Source organism: Jeotgalibacillus alimentarius (assembly GCF_000829445.1).
In the GTDB taxonomy this organism is placed as follows: domain Bacteria; phylum Bacillota; class Bacilli; order Bacillales; family Jeotgalibacillaceae; genus Jeotgalibacillus; species Jeotgalibacillus alimentarius.
The window spans coordinates 279014-303474 of record NZ_JXRQ01000029.1 but is presented as its reverse complement, the minus strand read 5'-3'; the positions used below and the strand labels follow the sequence as shown (position 1 = coordinate 303474).

Genomic DNA, 24461 nt, shown 5'->3' with positions numbered 1-24461 from the left:
TCCTTTGAATATAAGTCTGAAAAAGACACAGAAGCCGCCATTAATTCTGGCGGCTTGCTGAATAACGGAAAGAATCCGCTGCTTTTTTTACTTTCTCATAAGCCTCATCCATTGATGCAGCTTTAATAAACATATGAGAGCCATCCTGAGAACTGATTGAGTGCTCGTATCTTGGATCGTAATAATGAATGAGTAAAAGGTGTACAGCTTTCTCATAATCACCGTTTGTCAACAGCTCGCGTATTTCCCGGGAAATCGGTGTATGCAGCCTGCGCTCAATTCTTTCGAAAGCCTCCATGAATTGTTCAGGCATCTCCTCCGGCTGATAGTCCTCAAGGATATTTTGCACCCGTACATCAGCAGGAAGGTCAAGAAACAGCTGAGGTGCCTGCTCCTTTTTCTCATGAAGGAAGTCCGGCATATGCACGCGGCCAATTCTTCTGCTTTCTCCTTCAATTAAAATATATGGAGAATTTTTCAATTTTCTAAGCTCAGTCACCAGAAGGGAGTCGAACTTTTTCTGGTTGCTTGGATTTAGACCGATCTGACCAAAGATCGAGCCTCTGTGCCCAGCCATTTTCTCAAGATCAATCACCGGGTACCCAGCTTCCTTTAACCGGTTCAAAATCACTGTTTTACCTGAGCCTGTATAACCGTTCAATACGAGTAGGTCGGGTGTGAATGCATACTCCTCAAGGGATTGCACAACCCACTGTCTGTATGTGCGGATTCCCCCTGTCAGTCTGTTCACATCAACACCCATCAGCTCAGTAGTGGTAGCCGCAGTTTTACTTCTCATACCGCCGCGCCAGCAGAAGACTGAGACAGGGCCGCCGAGGTCTTGGAACTGCTTAACAAATGAAGGAAGCTTGGCCGAGAAAATTTCAAGTCCGCGCTCTTTTGCTGCTTCCTGTCCAACCTGCTTATAGATCGTACCGATTTCTGCACGCTCTTCGTTATCAAAAACCGGTATATTCACGCTGCCGGGAATCGAGCCTTCTTCAAACTCACCGGGTGAGCGGACATCCACCAGGATTCTATCGTTATTCTCATGAGCCTTCATCAAATCATGTAAGCTGATTTCTCTTGTCACAACTGTTCACCTTCCGACTTATGATTGAACACTGATTTTCCCGCTATGGTCACTGACAACTTCTCCAATCAGATGAGCATCCACCTGCTGATCACGCAGCTTCGCAAGCAGTTCATCTGATTCATTTTCGCCTACAGAAATCAACAGCCCGCCTGATGTTACAGCATCACATAAAATATAGCGGTCGATCTGATCCATTTCATCAGGGAAGGATACTTTTCCATCTAAGTGCGCATAGTTGTTTTTCGTTCCACCCGGAATCGTTCCGCTCTCCGCTAATTCACGAACGCGTGGAAGGACAGGAACCTGGCTGCTGTATATACGTATTCCTGCCTCACTTCCTGCCGCCATTTCTGAAGCATGTCCGAGCAGGCCGAAGCCTGTTACATCTGTTGCGGCGTGGACATCGAAGCCTGCCATTGTTTCAGCTGCCTTTTTATTCAATGTAGCCATCACTTTTGTAACGTTTTGCTTTTCTTCCTCACTAAGCAGGCCGTTTTTTAGTGCTGTAGTTGAAATACCGACCCCAATCGGCTTCGTCAGAATCAGTTTATCACCGGGTTTTGCACCGTTATTCGCTCTGACTTTATCCGGATGGACCGTTCCTGTCACAGCAAGACCGAATTTTGGCTCCTGGTCATCAATAGAATGCCCGCCTACAAGTGTCACGCCTGCTTCTTTTAACTTATCGCCTGCGCCGCGAAGAATATCTGTCAGGATGCTTTTATCAAGCGTTGAGATAGGGAAGGCAACGATATTCAGTGCAGTCAGCGGGGTACCGCCCATCGCGTATACGTCACTGATTGCATTAGCTGCTGCAATTTGTCCGAAATCATAAGGATCGTCAACGATCGGTGTAAAGAAATCAAGTGTCTGAACAAGTGCTGTTTCTTCATTAATCTTATACACACCCGCATCATCGCTTGTGTCGAGTCCAACGAGTAAGTTAGGGTCAGCAGCAGCCTGCGGAAGGTTCTTCAAAACCTGTGAAAGATCTGCAGGACCGATTTTACAGCCGCACCCGCCTTTAGAAGAGAGTGAAGTTAATTTTATTGTGTTTGTCATTATGATCAACCTTTCAAATCAAATCATTTCCTATTAGTTTAGCACAAATTTAACAATATCAGTCTCATGATGATTATGTTGAACCTTAATGTTTGCATGCACGGTGAAAACATGATTAAATATAAAACGTAATGCTTACGATTTAATTAATTGGAGGTTATATATAATGAGACAAAATACACATCCGGAATATCGCAAAGTAGTATTTATGGATACAAACAGCGGCTTTAAATTCCTGACTGGTTCTACAAAGTCATCTAATGAAACAATTGAGTGGGAAGACGGCAACACGTATCCATTATTAAAAGTGGAAGTAAGTTCTGATACGCATCCGTTTTATACTGGCAGACAGAAGTTTGCTGATAAGGATGGACGCGCTGAAAGATTTAATAAGAAATACAACTTATCTTAAGAAGCACCATGATCCAATCAGGCTGGGACAGCATATGTCTCAGTCTTTTTTGTCGTTACAGACATCTTAAGGTGTCATATTGCCGTCGCTGCTATTTATGTCCCATGAGTTGAAACAGTCATTTTCTAAGGTAAAAGAGTGTTTTTTAAAAGGAAAGTTTTGATAAAGATAAATGTAGTTTTAGCACAGCTGGTGATTCTCGCTGCAGGGGGACGACTCCCTCGGGAAATACCGATATATCAGGCTGGATGGATGAACCGAAGCATCGTTGACGAATTCGTTCATTACTGTGACGTGATCTTTGACCGTTTTGGAGACAGAGTCTCTAACTGGATTACTCATAATGAACCTTGGGTTGTCAGCTGGCTTGGATACGGTTCAGGTGAACATGCACCAGGCTATCGTGATATTCCGGCGTTTCTAAAAGCAGCTCACCACGTTCTGCTGTCACATGGAATGGTTACGAAACGTTTCAGAGAAAGACAGCTTGCAGGTGAGATTGGTATTACATTAAATCTGAACTCATCTTATGCATTTGATGAAAGCGCTTCATCAAAAGAAGTAGCTGTCAGATGGGACGGATTCCTGAATCGCTGGTTCCTTGATCCGGTATTTAAAGGACAATATCCGGCCGATCTGCTTGATTACTACCGTCAATACACTGATTTTTCCTTCATAAAAGAGGGCGACCTTGAGACGATGTCAGCAGCAATTGATTTCCTTGGCATCAATTACTATTCAATTTCTTACTTAACACACCAGCCTGGTGCATGGCTTGAAGCAGGCCACGAAGATGAAGAATCATCTTGATATGTTGCGAAGGAGAGAAGGCAAGTGGATCACAAAGTATTTCTCATTCACGGTTTTAATAAAGCTGCATCTGATATGTATCCGCTTGAGCAATATCTCGGGCAAATGGGCTATAACTGTATCAATCTCTCATTTCAACTGACATTTCATTCATTTGAAGAAGCGGCTGCCATCCTGGCTGCTCAGATAAATGAAAAAATAAGAAATGGTGAAAAAGTGTTTTTAATCGGGCACAGTACTGGTGGAATTGTGATTCGCAAAGTACTTTCAGATCCATTATGTGCCAGTAAAGTGATGCGTGTCGTATTGGTTGCAACACCAAATCAGGAAAGCAGTCTGGCAGGGTTAGCTCACTGGATACGTCCATTTACTTTTGTTTACAAAACTCTGTTTTCCATTACACCCACGTTTATTACACAGTATCAATTTTTCAAATCAGATGTGGAAATTGGAGCGACTGCCGGAGACCGAGCCGGACTTTTACTTGGTAAGATGCTGAGACAACGAAATGATGGCCGCGTTGAGACATCTTCTGTCTGGATACCGGAGCTGAAAGATTATTTAATCCTTCCATACCATCACAAACAAATTCATCATCGCCCGGAAACTGCAAAGCTTATCCACCATTTTCTTCAAACGGGGTACTTTTTAGAGCATACTTAAAAAGTAGTCAACAGTCAGATCGTTCAAGAACTCTGTTATAGTTAAGAAAAAAACAACGGGGCTGGTGACATGGAAGAACATAAAATTATCGAACGGCTGCAGGCACATGAGCCGATCATTCTTGGAGAAGAAACCGTCAAAAATTATTCCATCATGATTCCTTTTATCAAAAAGGATGATGGGCTGCATCTGCTTTTTGAGGTCCGCTCCCTTACAATGCGCAGACAGCCGGGGGAAATCTGTTTTCCGGGCGGCAGGGTAGACAGCGATGATGACAGCGCAAAAGGAGCAGCAGTCCGCGAAGCCCGTGAAGAGCTTGGCCTTTGTGAGACCTCTATCAGCCGTGTCTATTCTTTTGGAAAGCTGGTCTCACCATTTGGCATGACGATCAGTACCTACGTCGGATTTTTGGATAATGAATCAGAAATTGAACCGAACCCGGCGGAAGTGGAAGAGGTCTTCACAGTGCCCCTGTCATTTTTCCTGAATGAGCAGCCGGACGAACATATTATCCGCGTGGAAGTAAAGCCTGACGATGGCTTTCCGTATGACCTGATCGCAAACGGCCGTGAGTATAAATGGCAGACAAGGCAGTACACAGAGTACTTTTATCACTATAATGGCCGCGTGATCTGGGGGCTTACAGCGCGGGTGCTGAAAGAATTCATTGATACGATTCTGATAGGGAATGACTAAGTTTTGAGAAGAAGATGACAGCGTTGTGCTGTTGTCTTTTTTTATTTGAGTGGGTGAGGGGCAATAGTCCTGAAGTGGCGAACATTCCGGTGTGAGTGTTGAACATGCGGCTGTGCGTGTCGAAGTTCACATGTTAAGTGCCGAACCACACAACAAATACACCGAACACGCCACCTTATAACGCGAACCCCCACCCATCCCAAAAAACAATAATTTCTGAATTTTTTCACTTTAACACTTTCAATCAGTAAAACTTCTGTTACAATAATTCAAATAAACAACCAAAAAGGAGTTATGACAGATGAAGACACAAACACTTGAAATTGTAAAAAGCCAGCAGCTGAAAGCAAAGCCATCTGCGGGGGTTCCTTTTGGCACGACATTTACTGATCATATGTTCATCATGGAGTATGAAGAGGAAAAGGGCTGGCATGATGCCAGAATCACACCTTATTCACCCATTACGCTCGATCCGGCTGCAATGATTTTTCACTATGGACAAACTATTTTCGAAGGATTAAAAGCTTACCGGACTGAGGATAACCGTATCCTTTTATTCCGTCCTGAGAAGAACTTTGAGCGGCTGAATCTCTCCGGTGCACGTCTGAGCATTCCTCCGGTTGATGAAGAGCAGGTACTCGAGCATTTAAAAACACTGATTGAACTCGAAAAAGACTGGGTGCCGGCAGAACCTGGACACTCACTTTATATACGCCCGTTTATTATTGCGACTGAACCGAACCTTGCAGTCAGTCCTTCAAAAACGTACCGGATGATGGTGCTTCTTTCACCAGTGGGCCCGTATTTTCCCGGCGGCCTCAAGCCTGTCACGATTCACGTGGAACAGGAATTCACACGTGCTGTAAAAGGCGGCACGGGTATGGCGAAGACAGCGGGGAACTATTCTTCAGGGTACCAGGCACAGGCCGGCGCGAAAAAGTCCGGTAATGCTGACGTTCTCTGGCTGGATGGAATTGAAAAGCGCTACATTGAAGAAGTGGGGAGTATGAATATTTTCTTTAAAATCGGCGGTGAGGTTGTAACACCTGCACTGAGCGGCAGTATCTTAAAAGGTGTTACCCGTATGTCGATTCTTGAAGTTCTGAATAGCTGGGGTGTACCGGTGATCGAGCGCCGGATTGCAATTGATGAACTGTATGACCTTTATGAGCAGGGACTGATCCAGGAAGCATTCGGAACCGGGACTGCAGCTGTGATCTCACCTGTAGGAGAGCTCAACTGGGGAGATAAGAAAATGGTCATTAACAATCATGAAATCGGCGAACTGTCCCAGAAGCTTTACGATACCATTACAGGCATTCAGACGGGCAGACGACCTGATGAATTCAATTGGACTGTTGAAGTAAAATAGCATGCCGAGAACACCTTCCCTGTTGTAAAATAACATGCAGGGAGGGTGTTTTTTAAATGGTTTATGTCGCATTCATTATGACGGGGATGATGCTCGTATTAATTATCGGGGTCCTTATCCATCATAATAAAAAGAGCCATCAGAGTATTTCAGAAAGGCTTGTTCATGACAAAAAGCTCGAGCAGCAGGTAGTGAATCTGATCCGCAGTCATCAGGATCAGGACATTATCGTGGGCTTTGTCAGGGATGAGACGGGCCTGAATCAGTCTGAAGCACAGGAATACATTCACAGACTGCAGACAGAGCGTGGGCTCTGACTGGTTTAAGTAAGCAGATAATGGGAAAAGACGTACCAATTCGCAAAAAAGGAGTGGTACGATGACACAGACACTTGAACCCGGCAGAAATTATAGCGGCGAAGAATTGAAGGACATCATCTCAAAAGAGGATATTCTGTTACTATCGTCAAATGAAGACCAGTTATTTACTGATTCATCACGCGAGTACAGAGTGGTGTCCTGGTATGAGGGCTATCATAGTCACGGTCCTTCCTACCAGACGAAACGTGCTTATATTGTGGAGAAGGTATGATTCTAATGGAGCTGGAGCGAATATGCCAGCTCTTTTTTTGTTTTCGGTATGGTAGTGGATGGCCGCTTAGCGTCTACTCTGCGGTGAAGGAATTGTGTGATCCGCTGATGGAAATAGATACCTCAATGAAGGAATTAACGTGGCTTCTGAAGGGAATAATCGCCTCGTCAGCCTGCCTGAAGGAATAAAAATTCACACTAATGTAATACAATTCAGATTGACGGAATACGTTCAACCGCTGAAGGAAATATGCCTGAAACTGATGGAATTCCACCTTCCCCCCGTCGCCCATCTCCCTCACCCAACCGTACACATCACCCCACTGCCGAGCCACATCCCTTCACCAAGTGCCATCTGCCCCCCCTCAACCACCCAAAAACCCAATTTCACCATGTGATCCATATTTTCTGAACATTATGATAATATAGAAGGGAACATATGGGAGAAAGGGGTTTTAACCATGATTGAGAAAACGGTTGGTCAAATCGTCCGTGATATGGCGCATTCATATGGGGATGTGGAGGCGTACGTCTATCCGGAACATCAGATTCGCAAGACCTACAGAGAGTTTGACCAGGAAACAGACGACTTAGCAAAAGCGTTTATTGGTCTTGGCATTCGCAAAGGGGAACATGTCGCAATCTGGTCTGATAATAAGCGGGAGTGGCTGCTGAGTCAGTATGCCACAGGTAAAATGGGTGCCGTACTCGTCACCGTCAATACCAATTACCAGCAGGCTGAGCTGACATATCTGCTTGAACAGTCAGATGCCACTACACTGATCTTAGGAGAGGAATTCAAAGGAACTTCCTACATAGAAATCATCAATGCAATCTGTCCGGAGCTTTCTGCTTCTGAAAAGGGCAACCTGCAAAACAGTAAACTGCCGCATCTGAAGCGTGTGATTGTGATGAGTGACAATGACTATCCGGGTATTTTTACGTGGAGTGAATTCGCAGCTTATGCAGAACAGGTCTCGGATCAAACACTTGAAGAACAGTTCGCTTCTTTGCATATAGATGATGTAATTAATATTCAGTACACATCAGGGACGACTGGATTCCCAAAGGGCGTCATGCTCACTCATTCCAATATTGTCAACAATGCGCAGCTGATCGGGGACTATATGAAGCTGACGGAGAAAGACCGTGTCTGTATACCTGTGCCGTTTTTCCACTGTTTTGGGTGTGTGCTTGGCACGCTAGCAGCTGTCACGCACGGCGCTACAATGGTGCTGCTCGAACAGTTTGATCCACTGAAAGTACTGCGTGCCGTACAGGATGAAAAGTGTACGGCGCTTCACGGGGTGCCAACCATGTTTATCGCAGAGCTGAACCATCCTGAGTACCATACGTTTGATACATCTTCGCTGCGCACAGGGATCATGGCAGGGTCACCGTGTCCGATCGAGGTCATGAAAAAAGTGATTCATGATATGGGTGCTGATGAAATTACAATCTGCTACGGTCAGACAGAATCGTCACCTGTGATTACGCAGACCAGACCTGATGATGCAATCGAAAAGCGTGTGGCAACAGTTGGTAAGCCGCATCCGGGGGTTGAGGTGAAAATCATTGATCCGTTAACAGGTCAGGAAGTTGCTTCCGGGGAACCGGGCGAGCTGTGTACAAGAGGCTATCTGATTATGAAAGGTTATTATAATAATGATGAAGCGACTGAAGCTGCGATCGATCAGGAAGGCTGGCTTCATACCGGTGATATTGCTGTCATGGATGAAGATGGTTATATTGCGATTACCGGCAGAATAAAAGATATGATTATCCGTGGAGGGGAAAACATTTATCCGCGCGAAATTGAAGAATTTCTCTATCAGCATCCTGCGATTCAGGACGTTCAGGTCGTTGGTGTACCTGACGCGAAGTATGGTGAGGAGCTGATGGCATGGATCATTTTAAAAGAAGGATCTGCACTAACTGAAGAAGAACTGAGGTCTTATTGCCGTGGCAAAATATCACATCATAAAATTCCAAAGTATATTGAATTCACTGATGCCTACCCAATGACGGCTTCCGGTAAGATACAAAAATATGTGCTGCGGGAGAGATCACTTGAAAAAACAGGTATGAAAACTTCATAATATAAGAGTAACCGGGTCTGATCTGCAGGTCCGGTTTTTCATGGTGCAAATTAACTTAAAAGGTTATATGATAAATCTAATTACGTTTAAAACAGGGGGGCGACCGAATGGACGAATTGTCACAAGTACAGCATTTCATTGAAGAATCCGGCTGGCTCGGTCCTGCTCTGTTTGTATTATTGCATTTATTAAGACCATTGTTATTTTTACCGGTTATTTTAGTCTGTGTAGCAGGCGGACTGCTGTTTGGGTTTGTTGAAGGGGCCATCCTCTCATTTATCGGCATGACCCTGATGAGCTTTGTCTCTTATGTACTCATCTATCGTTTTCCGTCATTTAAAGATAAGCTGTCAAAATTAAAAGATAAAGTGCTGCCTGACCGCCAATTATCAGTTGGACAGATCATGGTGTTGCGGATCATGCCATTTGTTCATTTTCATCTGCTTTCTTTCTATCTGATGGAGATGACTGATACACGAAAAGAGTATATGTTTTATTCCATGATTGGCGTCATCGCACCTGCCGTCATTTATACTGCATTTGGCGGAGCGATTCATGAACTGCCCTGGTATGGTACAGCAGTTTTATTTATGATGCTGCTGATTGTTTATAAAGTCATTGGCAAAATGAATGATGATAAAATAGATACGATTTCTTAGTCAGCAGCACATCACAAACGGATGGGCTGCTGATGTTTTTTCATAGACCCATATGGAATTCTTGTCAGGCGCAGCGTAATACCAAGCTGCAAGAGCAGCACCGCATGCGTCAATCGCGTGCGTCGTGTCAGCGGTTGTGTCCGGCAGCTCTGAGAAGTATTGTTCTGTCAGCCAGTTGAAAACGGCTGTTCGTGCTGCTGTATCTTTTTTGTAAGTTAATGCGAGTTCAGGTGCAGGCATCCTCAGGCCTATAGCCGCACCCGGGTGCACCTCCACGATTTCAGCATCGCCATGCAGGTTTTGCAGCATCCGGCTCAGCTGAATGCCTCTCAGTGTGATATACACCATACGTGTCATCGTTGGCGTCATAATGGAGCTGCCGTTTAATCCACCTTCTTTCAGCACACCTCTGAGCGCTTTATCCTGCACTCTGTCCCCTCCGCCGTCCTGATAAGATAAAGGAGCATCAATACCAATGACCACCTTTTCTTTTCCGAGATAACGCCCTGCAAGCGACAAAATATCCTGATCTGAAGCGACATTGATTGATTCTATAAATGACAACCGGTTTTCTTTCACTGAAAACGCAGCTGCAACCGTATCTTTGTGATTAGATGGACCTGACAAGTCAATTCCTATAACGATCAAGTAACTCACCCCTTATAAAAGTATTTCTCTTATCTTATCAGTGTCAGAAAAAACTTCATATATGTAAGAGGGCAAATGTCCTTTTGTGCGCCTGGTATGATAACCTGAGAGGATTAGACACTGCTTGATGCGGTGCAGATCCTATTAATATATGAGAAGGTGACAAAATGAAAGTCTGGTATTTAATCATTGCACTATTTTTAATATCTATTAATCTGCGGCCTGCGATTACATCAGTCGCACCGCTTTTAGATACAATTCAGCAGGATCTCGGGATGAGTGGTACGACTGCCGGGCTGCTGACCACACTCCCTGTATTGTGTATGGGGATTTTTGCGCCGCTTGCGACAAAAATCAGCGGGCGCGTCGGTCTTGAGCGTGGACTCTTTTATTCGCTTCTTCTCATTACCATTGCAACCGCATTAAGAGGCTTCTTTGGAACAGTTCCACTGTTAATCGTGACTGCTTTTCTGGCAGGCGTGGGTATTGGAGTGGCGGGTCCGCTCGTATCCGGCTTTATCAAGCAGTATTTTCCTACTAAGCCCGGTGTTGTCGGTGTGTATACGGTATCTATGGCAATCGGTGCAGCCAGTGCAACCGGTTTGTCAGCGCCGATCTATCAGGCCGCCGGAAACTGGGAGCCCGCACTTGCGATTTGGGCACTGCTCGGTGTTGCTGCGATGGTGGTGTGGATTCGTTTTCCTGGTAAAAAGAAGGCGGACCTTCCTGAGAAGTCAGCTTTACCATGGGGGAGTGGGAGAGCCTGGCTGATTCTGGTATTCTTTGGGCTGATGTCGAGCATTTTTTATTCAGTGACTGCATGGGGCGCACCAATTATTCAGAGCATGGGCTATAATTCTGTCGTTGCCGGTTCAATGTTAACAGCATTTGTATTGATTCAGATCCCGTCATCTTTTATTATTCCAAGCCTTGTTGCGAAATACGGATATGTATTTCCAACCTTAATCGGCTGTACGGTGATCGAGCTTGGCGGTATTTTTCTGCTGATTTCAGGCGGTCATCCGCTGATTGCCATGCTTTTGATCGGTCTTGGCGCAGGCGGTCTGTTCCCGCTGGCCTTAATGCTGCCGATTATAGAAACCAATACGTATCAGGAAGCGAGCGCCTGGGCGGCAATGTCTCAGGGTGGCGGTTATGTGATTTCAGCGCTTGGGCCGCTTGGAGTTGGTGCTGTATATGATTTTACAGGGAGCTACACCGTGGCTCTGTATGGAATGGCAGCAATCATCGTGACGATGGGTGTGATACAAATCGTACTTTGGATAACTGCAAGACACGTTACGCTGAAAAAATAAGAGAAGCATCCGCCCAATGAGAGCGGATGCTTTTATAAGTTAGTCAAGACAGTCTGAGCGCATCTTTCTTAATCGACTGTCAATTTGTTGTTTCGGTTAAAGAGAATCCAATTAACGCCATTGCCTGTTCGAGGCTTCTCGCTGTTTCAATATGAAGGGTGGTCAGCTGTGCATGCTTTAAATCATGCTTTGCAATCTCGGGTGTGATGCCGGTAATGATCGGCCTGATCCCCATTACTCTAAGCGCCTGCGCGAGATCGGAAAGCGCCTGTGGCAGCTGGTCATTTAAAATAACAAGCCCAGATAAATCAATAATAAACGTATGTACCTGGTGGTCTGTACAATATTGAAGTACATGACTTAATATAATGTCAGATCTTCTGCTGTCTACAATACCTTGAACGGATAAAACCGAAACGCCGGGCGTGATCGGTATAATTGGCACATTCAAATACGCCATATTATAACTCACTTGATCAAGTTCGATCATATGGGATAGAACACCTGACAGAGAATGGAGGTATTGAATGTCTTCCTCAGAAAAAGATCTTTCATCCTGATCCATGACACACAAAGTCCCGAAAACCCCTCCCTCTCTATCTCTCAATGTTACACCCAAAAACCCTTTTACACCGAGCTGGTCCGTCACTTCCAATTGACTTGTGAGCAGGTTTTTCGTCAGGTCAGGTGTAGTCATTGCACTGTTTTCATCGGAAATGATCATTCTGCAATAGGTGCCGCCGTACTCTACAGAATATCCTTCAGGAATAATGTCTTCCCGGTCGTTAAAAGAACTTAATACTGTCATTTCATTTTTGCCTCTTCGCGTGACATAAGCAGTGTTCACATTGAGCCGTTCACTAATGATTCGAAAGAGTGTCTGGGATGCTTCATATAGAGATGGGTACTGAGTATTATTTAAATTATATTCGTCAGACATGCTTAGCCTCCTGATAAAAAATACTGACGCACTGGTTGAGCAGACAGTCTGTATGTAGAAACTGTGTATAATTGTGACAGATGGGTAATTTAATCATACAGGAAAAAAACAGCAAATGTAAGCATCACCATTTGCAGCTATGTGAGGAGATCAATGGATGAGAGACTATATAAATATTGTTACAAGTAAAGAATTAAATCATCTCATGAATAGAAAGTTAAGTGTGCTGTATATTTCGAGGACAGGATGCAGTGTCTGTCATGCCCTTCTGCCAAAAATTCAGCACGTAATGGAGGATTTCCCTGAAGTATCATTTGGACATGTGACAGTAGACGAATATGAAGAGGTTGCGGGTGAGTTGAATATCTTCACAGTTCCGGTCGTGCTGATCTTTTCAGAGGGGAAAGAACTGCTGAGAGAGGCCCGTTTTATTAGAGTAGATGAATTCAGAGTATCTTTAACTAAAATGACAGGTATATTTGAAAATTAGGCAGGCTGAGCTTGCCTTTTTTCGTATTATTTATTATTATTATTACATTGTAATTATTATAAATAAGAGAAAAGGAAGTAAAATCATATGAGTAGAGATACACAGGCTGCGATTCAGTTCAGCCATGTTCATTATCAATCAGGTGATACAAAAATACTGAATGACATTACAGGATGGTTTCCCAAAAATCATATTACTACGCTTGTCGGCCCTTCAGGAGCAGGAAAAACAACTCTTTTCAGATTATGTAATGGATTGATTTCCCCTGATTCGGGAGAAATCTATATTGACGATCAAAAAATCTCATCCTATGAACCGGTGACCCTCAGAAGAAAAGTAGGCATTGCACTCCAGCAGGCAGTCATGGTCCCGGGTACAGTCAGAAAGAATCTTGCCTTGCCTGTTGAACTTCAGGGAGAAGAACTGCCGGAGGAGACAGCGAAAGAAATGATCAGGCTGGTTGGGCTTGATGAACGTTTTCTTGACCGCAATGCAAAAGATTTATCAGGCGGACAGCGGCAGAAGGTGTCGATTGCAAGGACGCTTGTGATGAAGCCTGAGATTCTCCTGCTTGATGAAATCACATCTTCACTTGACCGCGTATCACAGCAGGAAATAGAAGAGCTGATCATCAGAATTAACGAGACCTACCAGACCACGATTATGTGGATTACACATAACCTGAAGCAAGCCTTGTCAATCGGGGAATATACTTGGGTCATGATGGACGGGGAGCTGGTGGAAACAGGTGAAAGCAGCCTGCTGAAAGATCCTCAGAATCCGAGAGTACAGACGTTTGTAAAGGGGGAATCAGAATGAGTTTTTTATTACTCGGTTTATCACTGATTTTCGTGTTAATTCCCCTCATATTGTCAAAAACTCTGAATCTCGGCCTTGAAAAAGATGCGGTCGTAGCTACCATCAGGGCAATCATTCAGCTGCTTGCAGTCGGTTATATCATACAATTTGTATTTGATGCAGAGAACTTTTTCTATATCTTTTTAATGGTTGTTCTGATTATAGGAGCGGCTGTTCAGAATGCACGTAAAAAAGGTGTATCGATTCAGGGTATCACCTGGAAGTTGATCGTGACATTTGTGTTTATTGAGGTGCTGACCCAGGGAATTCTTCTTGGGCTCAACATTACCCCGGCTACTGCACAATACATTATCCCAATCAGCGGAATGGTGATCGGGAACTCAATGGTATTATCAATCCTGTTTTTAAACCGTTTTACTTCTGAAATTGAATCCCGTGAAGCTGAGACTGAATTAATTCTATCGCTTGGCGGTACACCGAAGCAGGCGATTCACCGGCCGTTGATTTCTTCTATTCAGGCAAGTACGATTCCTACAATTGAAAGTCAGAAGACAATTGGTCTTGTGCAGCTGCCGGGAATGATGAGTGGTCAGATTATAGCGGGGGCAGATCCGCTGCAGGCGGTTATGTTTCAGCTTCTGATTATATTCCTTCTGCTGACAACAGCTGTTGTGACAAGTGCGATGCTTGGATTTTTATCTTATCCGACATTGTTTAATGAGCGGATGCAATTATTGAAGCCTGAGAAACAATAACTTTCTCTTAAGGCAAAATTTTTTTGCATAGACGCTTTTTGGAAATGGTCATATAATATTTAAAAATGAATCTGATAAGGGCAAACTTCTCCGAAAGGGAAGGACGCAAAGCCGTGAGCCTGAGTGTTTATCATATGGTTGTCTGGCTGCCGGGTTCTCATTCTATGAGGGCCTACCTTATAGAATGGAGGACGAAGTGAAGAAAATGTTTGGTTCTGCACTATTACTACTTATGATTGGCGTGATGTGCAGCATGGCCGTGCCGGCAAAAGCAGAGAATATTGAAAAGGCTACCTGGCTGTGGAATCCATGGTCACTGGTTCATGGCAGTCAGGAGACGCTGGAGTTTTTAACTGACAAACAGGTGACGAAAGTATACGTACAAATTGACCGGGAATTGTCTGCAGATGTCTACCGCTCTTTTATTACAGACGCAGCTGAACTTGGAATTGATGTATATGCGCTGGACGGAGCGCCGGATTGGGCTGCACCAAAAGGTTACCTGCAGCTGCGTCAACTATTGGACTGGGTGGAACAATATCAGAAAACATCTTCCGGGGAAGCAGCTTTTAAGGGTGTACACCTTGATGTCGAGCCTTATCTTTACAGTGGATGGAATACGAAGCGTGAGACAGTGATCAAAGCATATCAATCACTCATCACAGAAGCTTCAGTGAAAACGAAACAATTGAATATTCATATTGAAGCAGACCTGCCATTCTGGTTTGATGAAATCAAGTACAAAAATGCATATGGAACCGGATTATTATCTGACTGGGTTCAAAAACAGACAGATGGCATTACGATCATGGCATACAGGGATACGTCAGACTTTATTACTTCGTTTTCCCTTCATGAATTAGCTGTTGGCGAAAAGCTTTCTAAATCTGTCACGATTGGTGTAGAGACTGGTGAGACTGACGAAGGTGATTATCTTTCGTTTTATCAGGAAGGTGAGGCCGTGATGGATAGAGAACTTGATCAAGTATATGAGCAAGTAAAGTCCTACAGCAGCTTCAGCGGTTTTGCTATTCATCATTTTGACAGCTGGAAAATAATGCATCCATAATGACATGAAGAACTTTTCCTCTAAATTGGGAAAGTTCTTTTTAAGTGTTAAAAGAATAGTATAATAGGGAAAAAGATCGGAAAAGGTTAATAGATACGAGTAATAAACTTAGGATGTGGGGCGGATGAGCACGAATTATCAGGAAATGTTAAATCGGAAAATAGAGGAAACTGTAGCAGCATGGAATGCAAGAGAAGCTGTCACTGAAGATGAATGTTATCGTTTTTTTCACGGATTAAAAGGAACGGCAGGCACGGTCGGCTTACAGCATTTATCTGAGCAGGCTGAGGAAGTATTGGCCTTATTGAATGAAGATGGGAATCGTGTATTTATCAAGGAGGAATGGCGGAGATTTTTCACGCACACACTGGAAAGCACGCAGGCTGAAACAGCAGCATCCATTGAACAATTCGTTGAAGTGCAGGAAGAAGCTGTATTTAAGCAGTCAGAAGTCCCTTTTGTGCTGATGATTGAAAGAGATATCGAATTCATCAAAAAGATGAAAAGTTTTCTTGAAGAGCAGGATTTTCAGGTCCTTACCGCAATGGGAATCTCAAAGGGTCTCGAGCACTACTACGATCTTTCTCCAGATTTACTTCTAGTTGATCTGAGCCTATTATCTGAGGCTGGAGATCAGCCTATTAAAGAAATGATGAAAAAAGCCAGGAAAGACCTGACACCTATTATCTTAGTCAGTGATGAGCTCACAGATGAAAAAAGAATTGCTGCTTATGATCAGGGTGTGCTTGATGTAATTGGCAAACCGATTAATGAAAATATTATTGTACCATTTTTGAAAAACAGATTATTTCAACGGAATATGCTGCTCAGTCAAATCAGAAATGACTTTTTAACTGGCGCTCTTAAAAGAGATTGTCTTGAAAAGGAGATTGTGCAGGCTACCCGTAAGATACTTGAGGGGAAAATGACTTCAGCTGTTTTTGCGATGATTGACCTGGATCATTTTAAGGCTGTTAATGACTCATATGGGCACCCGGCAGGAGACGGAGTTCTGAAAACGTTTGCTAAAATCATTCTCAAGATGAAAGGCCCGGGTGACAGACTGATCCGTTTCGGAGGGGAAGAGTTCTCAGTTGTCATGCCTGATGTGACATATCAGGAAGCGGAAAAGAAGATTCAGAGATGGCGTGATGTCTTCAATGCATATGTGTTTGCGGCAGGGGAACAGGAATTTAAAGTTCAGTTTTCAGCCGGTCTCACAGAATGGAACGGTCCTGTTCATGTAAAGGAATTGATTGAGCATGCAGATCAATCACTTTATTACGCCAAAGAAAAAGGTCGTAATTGTACAGTGCGCTACTCAGATGTGATCCGTCTGCAGCTGGCTGAAGAACAGATTGTGTTGGTCGTAGTCGATGATGATGAGCTTGTGAGGGAAATGCTGAAGGATCATTTCGAGAGACGTGGAAAAGTCGGTGGCCGGTCAGTGAAAGTGAAGACTTACACGAACGGTGTAGACTTTCTTCATGGCGACTGGTTTGAAACAGGCCGGAAATATATGATTCTGTTAGATGGCATGATGCCTAAGATGGACGGAATCGAAGTGCTTGCTAAGCTGAGAGAAAACTATGGAACAAAAAACATATTGGTTTCTATGCTGACAGCGAGGCAGGGAGATCATGAGGTTGAGAGAGCGCTTGGACTGGGTGCGGATGATTATATGGTTAAGCCTTTTAACGTGAGGGAAGTGGCCTCAAGAATTGACCGGATGATGGAAAGGATGTTCAGTTAATGATCACAGCTGTTTTGTGGGTTGCAGGTATGTTTCTGCTGTTGCAGGTCATTCTTTTGGCATATTTGTCATTTTCGAAGCACCGTGGCATACAGAGAGAAAGGCTTATTGACAGCAATTATACAGACATATTAAACCCTTATCTGACTTATTTGTCAGGAGAATCTGACCGCGAACCGTCCCTGCCTTCAGAAGAAATGGTGAGGATCAGTGTGATGGAAAAGCTGCTGCTTGGTTATGCTTCGAATATTAAAGGTGCTGAACAGGAGATGAGGCTGAAACAGGCTGCGCAACAGCATCTATCTGATTATTACCGCCGGATTCTTAAAAAGGGAAGCTGGGCAGAGCGGGTCAACGTCCTCTACTATATTGAGGATTTTAAAATGGATTCGCTTCAGATAGAAGTGAAAACTCACTTTCTGGATCTGCGGGACAGAGATGAAGAATACCGTCAGTCCCTGCGTGTGCTTGCGGGCTTTGGAGATGAAATGCTGATTCAGTTATTAAAAAGGGATGAGGCATTCTCTACCGGTTTTATCAAAGAATTGTTGAGAAGACTTCCATCAGATTCAGTGGAACAGCTAAAGCAGGCAAAAGATCTGCCTGTCATCGTGAAGACCAGCATGCTGTCATACTTTGGAGAGACAGGACACTACGAACATCTGCCATACGTGGAAAAGCATCTTGTACATGTTGAAAAAGAAATCCGTCTGAAAGCCATTGCTGCACTTTGCCAATACAGGTATATTTCTTCAGCTGAAAAAATTTCAGGATTTCTCACTTCCGAGCAGTGGGAAGAGAGAATGTATGGTGCGCGCCTCGCAGGTATCCTTCAGCTTACCCGTTATTCAACTTCGCTGATGAAGCTTGCAGGGGATCCGAACTGGTGGGTCAGGTTCGCCGCCTGTGAAGCATTGAAACAAATGCCGGACGGAGAAATTCTGCTGACATTTGCTGCTGAAGGTCATGAAGATTCATATGCAAGAGATATGGCCAGACAGCTTCAGACGATGAAGACTGGAGTGATGCGATAATGGAATGGATCGGTTGGATCATTAATACAGTAGCAGTCATGATTATTGTCTATATGACGGGTGTTTCACTTTTATATATTGGCATGTTCTTTGTAGCCGGACCCAGAATTAAAAAGGAACGGCAGCTGAACAGAGAAGCTAATATCGAAGAAATCGCAATGAACAAGGACACATTCCCGGTTTCTGTACTCGTGCCCGCTTACAATGAAGAGGTTGGAGTTGTCAGTACCGCTCGCTCAATGCTTGCGCTGAACTATCCTCAATTTGAAGTAATTGTCATTGATGACGGCTCATCAGATCAGACGAGTGAAAAAGTGATTACTGAATTCAGAATGAAGGAAATTGATCTGGCTATCCGCAGGCACTTTGATACTGCTCCTGTGGAGCGGGCATATCAGTCGACATTATTCCCTAATCTTTTTCTTGTTCAAAAGCACAATGGGGGGAAAGCTGATGCGTTGAATGCCGGTATTAATTTCTCTAGATACCCGTATTTTGCAGCGATTGACGGGGATTCTCTGCTTGATCGTGATGCACTGTTAAAAACGATGAAGCCGATAATTGACTCTAACGGAAAAGTCACTGCAACAGGCGGAACAGTCAGAATTGCAAATGGCTCAAGAATCATCAGAAGTGAAGTGGAAAAAATCTCATTGCCGAGAACACCGCTTGTACTGATGCAGATCATTGAGTATTTCAGAGCGTTTTTAATTGGACGGCTTGGCCTGAGCAGAATGAATATGCTGCTGATTGTATCCGGTGCTTTTGGCGTCTTTGAGAAAAATCGTGTGATTAAAGCAGGCGGTTATAAGGTCGATACAGTCGGGGAGGATATGGAGCTGATTGTCAGGATTCACAAGTCGATCAAAGACGATCAGACGAATCAGCGGATTGAGTATATCCAGGACCCCGTCTGCTGGACTGAAGCACCTTCATCAGTCAGTGCGCTAAGTGCCCAGCGGAGGAGATGGCAAAGAGGGCTCGCTGAAACGCTGTGGACACACAAGACAATGCTGCTGAATCCGAAATACAAGGGAATTGGGCTGTTCGCACTACCTTATTACCTGGTGGTTGAACTGTTAAGTGCTGTTTTTGAACTGCTTGGCTATATCATCATAATAGGTGGATTATTATTCTCCTTTATTTCCTGGGAAATCACACTGGTGATGTTTATAGCAACAGTTGTATACGGCTCTCTTATATCCAGTCTGGCTGTCCTGCTTGAGGAGTGGACCTATCACAAATATCCTGATGTTAAAAGTCTGCTGACATTATTTATATGGTCACTGACAGAGGCTTTTTGGTATCGTCCTTTAACTGTAGTGTGGCGGTGCAGTGGCCTGATCGCAGCAATTCGTAAAAAAGGTTCATGGGGAAATATGCAGCGTAAAGGAATTTCTGAAGAAGAAGCAGCTTAAAAAAACCTGAAGCGCATGCGCTTCAGGTTTTTTAATCGATTGTGTTGAAAAAATCTTTTAATATATCATACGAACGCTTGAGGCGCTCTTTATATTGAGGCAGATCCCATTGTTCCCAGGAATAAGAATTAAAAGGTGTCTGTTCAATGACAGCCTGGCCGTCGTTTCGAATAACTGCCGCTGACAACCGGATACTCTCCACTGTCATTGATGCAGAAATTCCGTCTTTACGCATATCCCCAATAAATTCCCTTTGGCTTGGGTCCCGCGCATTCAGTAACATCCATGGAATTCTGATCTCAAACACGCCTTCATCAGTATAATAATAATCAGCCAATGAATTGTATGCTTCATCATTAGGGTCTCCGATGCCAAATTTCAGTATGCCTGTTTCATAACTTTCAAATGCCATAACTTCATTCGTATCCGGTCTTATAAATTCTCTATTCAAAGCCAGCCTGATTGGGTGAAACTCATCCAGCGGTTCATTAGCCGGAATCATATTCAGTCTTTCAGCATAATCAAAGTAGAATGAATCATAATCACCTGCTACTTCAAACTTACCTTCCTGTCCGTTAATCCGTGCCCTGAAGTCTGCTTGCCCTTCTTCAGTTTCTATTCCCTGATCAGAACGAATACTGAAATAAAGATCGAGTGACTGCTCCTGCCAGAAATCTTCTGACAGATCGGGTAAGGATAGCTGCACATATAGATAACGCTCATCATGTAAAACGCTGAGCTCCTCTACTGCACCGTTATAATCTCCGAGGAGTACTGCTTCTTCATCACGCTTTCCATTGACTTTTCCAAGATGGCGGTCAAAACTCAACAGTCCGAACTGCTGCTCATTTGTCTGCGCATTTGACCAGAAAGGACGTCTGTCAGGGTTATCGTAATCCATTGTATTCCAGGTACGCTTGAACCATTCATCCTGCCAGGTAAATACGAGCCCGCCGAGCATATCAAGCTCCATCATATCCTCATATAATCGCGTCAGAATCTCACCCTGTTCTTTCTCCTCAATAAAGCCCTGATTCCATCCAAAAGGATTTTTGTGCGTCATGCCTCTTGATGCAGGTATGCCGAATTCAGAAATAAGAATTGGCAGGGTATGACTTTCTTTTAGATCATTCAGATAACCGGCATAGTTATTTCTTTCACCCCTGTGATCTATATACTCCGTATAGCGCTCCTCCAGATTCAAAAAATCAGGATAATACGGATAGACGTGATAAGAGGCGAACATCCCGGCCTCTGCTATATCACCAGTTACATTGATTAAATTAGGGTCAACCGTAGCCATATCTTCTTCAGCAGAAGGCTCAGCAGGCTGATCAATGTTATCAGTTGTTACCCAGTTGGTAAAGCTGAGTGGTCTCATACTCTGATATTCATTGATTTCATAGTCTGCTAAAAACTCAAATTGCTCCGCAAGCCATATCTCCATTGGTTCTGCATTTTCAGTAACGATATGCTCTCCGCTGAATTGTGGCAGGTCCGGGTACACCTGTTTCATATTGTCGACCATCAGCGGATACCACTCGATTCCGATCATCCAGCCGATGACATAAGGAGAAACATCGCTTTCATATGTTCCTGAAGCATGTCCCGGTTCAGGTTCGATCTCAGCATTACCATGGATGACATCTGCAATCTGTCTGATCTCTCTCTGGAAAGATTCCGTACTTTCTGTGTTAAAAGCGTCAAGTGTTTCAACGAGCGGCTCTTCATCAGCCCATACGCCGTGGATCACGTAAAGAGGCTTCTCGGCAGCTGCATTATACTCTGCCAGCGCATCATAAAAAGCAGGAGGGTGAAGCGTATAAACGCGAATCGTATTCGCATTCATCTCACCAATCATCTCAAACCAGCGATCATACTCTTCTCTTGTAATGCCGGCTTGACCGGGAAATGTTCCCGGCTTAGCCATCCCCATATTGACACCCTTGATTGTCATGGGTTCCCATTGATCGTCACGGTACACTTCGTAGGACTCACCGGTAATTCTCGCCGGGTATTTTATACCGTTATGCTCTGCCTGGGCCGGAGTATTATTAAATTGAAAGGAAGAGATAAACCAAATCGCCAGCGGTACAAAAAGAATCAAAGGTAAAATAATAAACAGAATCATTTTTTTCACTGACTGCACTCCTATTTTAATTGTTTAGCTTAATAATAGGACGAAAGACTGTATAAAACAAGGAAAAACCAAACGCATGGCGTTTGGTTTAACCCTTTAAATCTCTTTGCTGATAACCTTTTAAGCCAACGATCGTCAAGGCTAATGAAATCATTGTCAGCATCATCAGCGACAGCCAGCTGATTTCTTCCCCCGGGATCTTAGGCACATGGCCAAACGGTGACAGCTGGCCCGGCCAATCGGGAAGCTGGAGCAGTCTACCGAGATATACGACAAGAAAAGAATAAATTAAATATCCCCAGGCAAGGCCGGTTAAACCTGGTTTGATCCCTGTAAATACTGCACCGATGCCGATCATGACCCAGATCGCAGGCAGATAGACAAGGCCGGATTTTAATACGACAGCAAAGGCTAACGGTTCTTCCATCACAGGCACTGAAGCGCCCCACAGGCTCACAGTCGCAATGACCATCATGAGTGAACCGAACAGGACAGCGGCTGCAAGATAGCTTAAAAACACGTTTTGTCTTGAAACGGCACGTGCATAAATGTTCTCCATCCGACTTTTGTTTTCTTCAGATTTTAACTTGTAGAAAAACATCAGCGCCGGTACTGCAGCCATCATCGACATAATCGCCATCAGCATGGAAATGAACTGCTCTGTTAAGCTGAGTCCGCCAGTCGCATTCACCATATTACTGAGCATCTCGTTGCTGGAAAAAAATGATTCCAGGTCGCCAAGTACCGACCCGTATGATGCGCCAATTGCCATCAGAGCGACTGCCCATACAATCACACTGGTTCTCAGCAATCGCAGGGCAAGTCCGAACGGGCTGAGTAACAGGGGAGAAGCATTGCTGCGTCCTGGTTTAGACGGAAGCATCCCGCTGCCAAGGTCCCTTTTTAACATCAGTCCGAATGCAGTCAGGGTCAGTGCTGAGCTTCCTGCAGTCAGCAGGACCAGAGGGGAGACCAGATTACTGACGAAAACTTCTGTTTTTAATGCCCACCCAAGTGGTGAGAGCCAGGACAGAGTTTCCATACTGACGTCTCCGATAGCTCTTACAAGATAAGACAAGCCCAGTATGAGAAACGCAAAACCGGATGTTCCGCGGCTACTCTCACTTAGTTGGGCAAATACTGCCGTCACACCTGCGAAAAATAACCCGGTTCCACCAATCGCTGCTCCATATAAAAATGAAGCACCCGGCGGCATTGATTCTATATTCAGTCCACTCAAAGCTGTGCCAATTGAAACAGCCAGTAAAAGCTGTGACAGACCAACCACTGCAAGAACAGAAGTAAGTGGTGCCAGGCGTCCTGCAGGAAGCGAACTGATCATCTCAGCCATTCCATCCTCTTCATCTCCCCGTGTGTGCTTCGCTGTCATCAGTATAGTCATGACAGCAGCAAGGATCGCTGTAAATAATAGCATCTGATGGGCCATCATTGCGCCGGTGGTATAATTCTCAATACCATATCCCGGCCCAACCATTGCAGTCATTGCGGGATTCTTCATGGTTTCAGCAATCGCAAGCCGCTCCGCTTCAGAAGGATAAAGATCTTCAAATGCCCAGGCGGTCAACATAGTCAGAGCTGTAATTGAAAACGTCCAGATCAGTATTTTGGAAATATCTGTCCGCAAATAGAACTTAATGAGTGACCCTGTCTGATAAAATGGTTTAAGGCTCATGTCTGATCACTTCCTGTCCCTTCATAATGACGCATAAACAGATCTTCAAGTGTCGGTGGAGTGCTCTCAAGCCTGATAATACCAAGCGTACTTACCTTCTTAATCACTTCATCCAATGCTTCAGCATCCACCTGCAGAGCAGTTCCTTTTTCAGTTTCTTTGACTGTGTGCACCCCGGACATGTTACTGATGCCATTCAACGGTTCCTTCGTTTCGATCACTAAGTTTGTTCTTGTAAGATGGCGCATTTCCTCGAGTGACCCTGATTCTATGATTTCTCCCTGTCTGATGATCGCCACACGGTCACACAGGCGTTCAACTTCCGAGAGAATATGACTTGAAAGCAATACGCTCTTGCCTTGGGCCTTGGCCTCCAGCACGTATTCCTGAAACACGCGCTCCATCAGCGGATCGAGTCCTGAAGTCGGTTCATCGAGAATGAACAGTTCAGCGTCAGAAGCAAATGCAGCCACAAGTGCCACCTTCTGGCGGTTTCCTTTTGAATAAGTACGGCATTTCTTAGAAGGATCAAGCTGAAAGCGGTCAATCAGCTCCTGTTTCTTCTCAGGCCTGTGGCTGCCTCTCAATTTCAAAAACAGATCAATGACTTCTCCGCCAGTCAGGTTCGGCCACAGGTTTGCATCCCCCGGTACATAAGCAATTTTTTCGTGTATAGCGACAGATTCCTTCCATACATCCATACCGAATATAGAGGCACTGCCGGAAGAAGGCTTCAGAATCCCGAGCAGCGTCCGGATTGTCGTTGATTTACCAGCACCGTTTGGTCCGATAAACCCGAAAATTTCACCTTTTTTAATTGTAAAGGTGACATCCTTTAACGCCTGAAACTTTCCAAATCGTTTTGATAAATGGTCAATGTGAAGAACGGTCATGTGAGACCCTCCTTTTAAAAGTTTTAAACTATTT

At 44.3% G+C, this 24461-nt stretch carries 24 protein-coding genes and 1 riboswitch; of the genes, 17 read left to right on the top strand and 7 right to left on the bottom strand.

Annotation, left to right across the window (positions count from 1 at the left end):
* Positions 1–40: 40 nt before the first annotated feature.
* Positions 41–1093 carry a tRNA 2-selenouridine(34) synthase MnmH gene (gene mnmH / locus KP77_RS16315; RefSeq protein WP_041123791.1) on the bottom strand — a complete coding sequence of 351 codons (1053 nt, stop codon included), beginning with the start codon at positions 1091–1093 and terminating at the stop codon, positions 41–43.
* Positions 1094–1111: 18 nt separating this feature from the next.
* Positions 1112–2158, bottom strand: a complete 1047-nt coding sequence (selD, locus tag KP77_RS16310; protein WP_041123790.1) for a selenide, water dikinase SelD — start codon at positions 2156–2158, stop codon at positions 1112–1114.
* Positions 2159–2324: 166 nt separating this feature from the next.
* Here selD and KP77_RS16305 point away from each other — a divergent pair, with 166 nt between their 5' ends.
* The 9 genes from KP77_RS16305 to KP77_RS16260 all read left to right on the top strand — a co-directional run bounded on the left by KP77_RS16305 (position 2325) and on the right by KP77_RS16260 (position 9459).
* Entirely contained in the window at positions 2325–2570 is a 246-nt protein-coding gene (locus KP77_RS16305; protein ID WP_041123789.1) for a type B 50S ribosomal protein L31, read from the top strand.
* Positions 2571–2822: 252 nt separating this feature from the next.
* Positions 2823–3380 (top strand): family 1 glycosylhydrolase, encoded by a 558-nt coding sequence (locus tag KP77_RS16300; protein WP_052474376.1) that lies wholly within the window; start codon positions 2823–2825, stop codon positions 3378–3380.
* Between the two features lie 24 nt (positions 3381–3404).
* The gene (locus KP77_RS16295) at positions 3405–4043 is read left to right on the top strand and encodes an esterase/lipase family protein (protein ID WP_041123788.1); all 639 of its coding nucleotides are present in this window, start codon (positions 3405–3407) and stop codon (positions 4041–4043) included.
* Between the two features lie 69 nt (positions 4044–4112).
* On the top strand, positions 4113–4739 hold the full coding sequence (locus KP77_RS16290; protein ID WP_041123787.1) for an NUDIX hydrolase: 627 nt from the start codon (positions 4113–4115) through the stop codon (positions 4737–4739).
* A 301-nt stretch (positions 4740–5040) separates the two neighbouring features.
* Positions 5041–6111, top strand: a complete 1071-nt coding sequence (locus KP77_RS16285) for a branched-chain amino acid aminotransferase (RefSeq protein WP_041123786.1) — start codon at positions 5041–5043, stop codon at positions 6109–6111.
* A gap of 56 nt (positions 6112–6167) precedes the next feature.
* Positions 6168–6428: a hypothetical protein gene (locus tag KP77_RS16280; RefSeq protein ID WP_041123785.1), complete on the top strand. Its 261-nt coding sequence runs from the start codon at positions 6168–6170 to the stop codon at positions 6426–6428.
* A 61-nt stretch (positions 6429–6489) separates the two neighbouring features.
* A complete protein-coding gene (locus KP77_RS16275; RefSeq protein WP_041123784.1) occupies positions 6490–6702 on the top strand; it encodes a hypothetical protein in 213 nt (70 codons plus the stop codon).
* Between the two features lie 460 nt (positions 6703–7162).
* Positions 7163–8800 (top strand): AMP-binding protein, encoded by a 1638-nt coding sequence (locus KP77_RS16265; protein ID WP_041123782.1) that lies wholly within the window; start codon positions 7163–7165, stop codon positions 8798–8800.
* A gap of 107 nt (positions 8801–8907) precedes the next feature.
* A complete protein-coding gene (locus tag KP77_RS16260) occupies positions 8908–9459 on the top strand; it encodes a TVP38/TMEM64 family protein (protein WP_041123781.1) in 552 nt (183 codons plus the stop codon).
* On the opposite strand, the gene KP77_RS17720 is transcribed toward KP77_RS16260, so the two are convergent.
* Positions 9460–10107, bottom strand: coding sequence for a DUF429 domain-containing protein (locus tag KP77_RS17720; RefSeq protein WP_052474375.1), 648 nt, complete (start codon positions 10105–10107; stop codon positions 9460–9462).
* A 167-nt stretch (positions 10108–10274) separates the two neighbouring features.
* Here KP77_RS17720 and KP77_RS16250 point away from each other — a divergent pair, with 167 nt between their 5' ends.
* A complete protein-coding gene (locus KP77_RS16250) occupies positions 10275–11423 on the top strand; it encodes an MFS transporter (protein ID WP_041123780.1) in 1149 nt (382 codons plus the stop codon).
* 79 nt (positions 11424–11502) lie between these two features.
* On the opposite strand, the gene KP77_RS16245 is transcribed toward KP77_RS16250, so the two are convergent.
* Positions 11503–12363 (bottom strand): STAS domain-containing protein, encoded by an 861-nt coding sequence (locus tag KP77_RS16245; RefSeq protein WP_041123779.1) that lies wholly within the window; start codon positions 12361–12363, stop codon positions 11503–11505.
* A gap of 157 nt (positions 12364–12520) precedes the next feature.
* Between KP77_RS16245 and KP77_RS16240 the strand changes: the two genes are divergently transcribed.
* The 7 genes from KP77_RS16240 (at position 12521) to KP77_RS16210 (ending at position 19701) form a co-directional block, all read left to right on the top strand.
* Complete coding sequence (locus KP77_RS16240; RefSeq protein ID WP_041123778.1) at positions 12521–12853, top strand: thioredoxin family protein; 333 nt, start codon at positions 12521–12523, stop codon at positions 12851–12853.
* An 87-nt stretch (positions 12854–12940) separates the two neighbouring features.
* Positions 12941–13672, top strand: a complete 732-nt coding sequence (locus KP77_RS16235; protein ID WP_041123777.1) for an ABC transporter ATP-binding protein — start codon at positions 12941–12943, stop codon at positions 13670–13672.
* The gene (locus KP77_RS16230; protein WP_041123776.1) at positions 13669–14427 is read left to right on the top strand and encodes an ABC transporter permease; all 759 of its coding nucleotides are present in this window, start codon (positions 13669–13671) and stop codon (positions 14425–14427) included. Before KP77_RS16235 ends, KP77_RS16230 begins: the two co-directional genes overlap by 4 nt.
* 69 nt (positions 14428–14496) lie before the next feature.
* A riboswitch (cyclic di-GMP riboswitch) is annotated at positions 14497–14581 on the top strand.
* Between the two features lie 51 nt (positions 14582–14632).
* Positions 14633–15496 (top strand): amidase, encoded by an 864-nt coding sequence (locus tag KP77_RS16225; RefSeq protein WP_235420744.1) that lies wholly within the window; start codon positions 14633–14635, stop codon positions 15494–15496.
* Between the two features lie 124 nt (positions 15497–15620).
* Complete coding sequence (locus KP77_RS16220) at positions 15621–17249, top strand: diguanylate cyclase domain-containing protein (protein WP_041123774.1); 1629 nt, start codon at positions 15621–15623, stop codon at positions 17247–17249.
* Positions 17249–18283: a HEAT repeat domain-containing protein gene (locus KP77_RS16215; RefSeq protein WP_041123773.1), complete on the top strand. Its 1035-nt coding sequence runs from the start codon at positions 17249–17251 to the stop codon at positions 18281–18283. The genes KP77_RS16220 and KP77_RS16215 overlap by 1 nt, the downstream gene beginning before the upstream one ends.
* Positions 18283–19701 carry a glycosyltransferase family 2 protein gene (locus tag KP77_RS16210; RefSeq protein ID WP_041123772.1) on the top strand — a complete coding sequence of 473 codons (1419 nt, stop codon included), beginning with the start codon at positions 18283–18285 and terminating at the stop codon, positions 19699–19701. Before KP77_RS16215 ends, KP77_RS16210 begins: the two co-directional genes overlap by 1 nt.
* Before the next feature lie 31 nt (positions 19702–19732).
* Here KP77_RS16210 and KP77_RS16205 read toward each other — a convergent pair whose 3' ends face one another.
* The 3 genes from KP77_RS16205 to KP77_RS16195 all read right to left on the bottom strand — a co-directional run bounded on the left by KP77_RS16205 (position 19733) and on the right by KP77_RS16195 (position 24427).
* Positions 19733–21832, bottom strand: a complete 2100-nt coding sequence (locus KP77_RS16205; protein WP_235420743.1) for a hypothetical protein — start codon at positions 21830–21832, stop codon at positions 19733–19735.
* Between the two features lie 97 nt (positions 21833–21929).
* The gene (locus KP77_RS16200) at positions 21930–23534 is read right to left on the bottom strand and encodes an ABC transporter permease (protein WP_041123770.1); all 1605 of its coding nucleotides are present in this window, start codon (positions 23532–23534) and stop codon (positions 21930–21932) included.
* Entirely contained in the window at positions 23531–24427 is an 897-nt protein-coding gene (locus tag KP77_RS16195; protein ID WP_041123769.1) for an ABC transporter ATP-binding protein, read from the bottom strand. Before KP77_RS16195 ends, KP77_RS16200 begins: the two co-directional genes overlap by 4 nt.
* Between the last annotated feature and the right edge of the window lie 34 nt (positions 24428–24461).